Origin of the sequence: Pseudoalteromonas sp. CR1, assembly GCF_019392235.1 — a bacterium.
Lineage (GTDB): Bacteria > Pseudomonadota > Gammaproteobacteria > Enterobacterales > Alteromonadaceae > Pseudoalteromonas.
In genome coordinates, this window is sequence record NZ_JAHXRM010000216.1 from 1 (window position 1) to 276 (window position 276).

Here is a 276-nt window from a genome sequence, read left to right on the forward strand (position 1 = left end):
TTTGACGCCAAAGTCTGAGCTGGCATGAATTTTGTTGCTGAAGCTGCTTGAGGCGTCGTACGTCAAGAAAGCGCCAGCCCCGGATCAGGAGAACAGTCATGGGTGATATTACGGTTAGCGGCCCAGTTACGAACATCGATACCCAGTCGATCGTGACGGCATTGGTGAACGCGGAACAGGCACCCAAGCAGTCGCAGATCAACAAGCAGACGCAAACGTCGACCGCCCAGCTGTCCTCGATCGGCAAGATTCAAGCGGCACTGGATGCGTTCCGCG

1 protein-coding gene is annotated in these 276 nt (G+C 55.8%); it reads left to right on the forward strand.

What is annotated here, in order from left to right; genetic code table 11:
• Nucleotides 1-98 precede the first annotated feature (98 nt).
• The coding region (locus KZZ04_RS21665) for a flagellar cap protein FliD N-terminal domain-containing protein (protein WP_368735902.1) at nucleotides 99-276 on the forward strand (178 nt) is incomplete at its 3' end.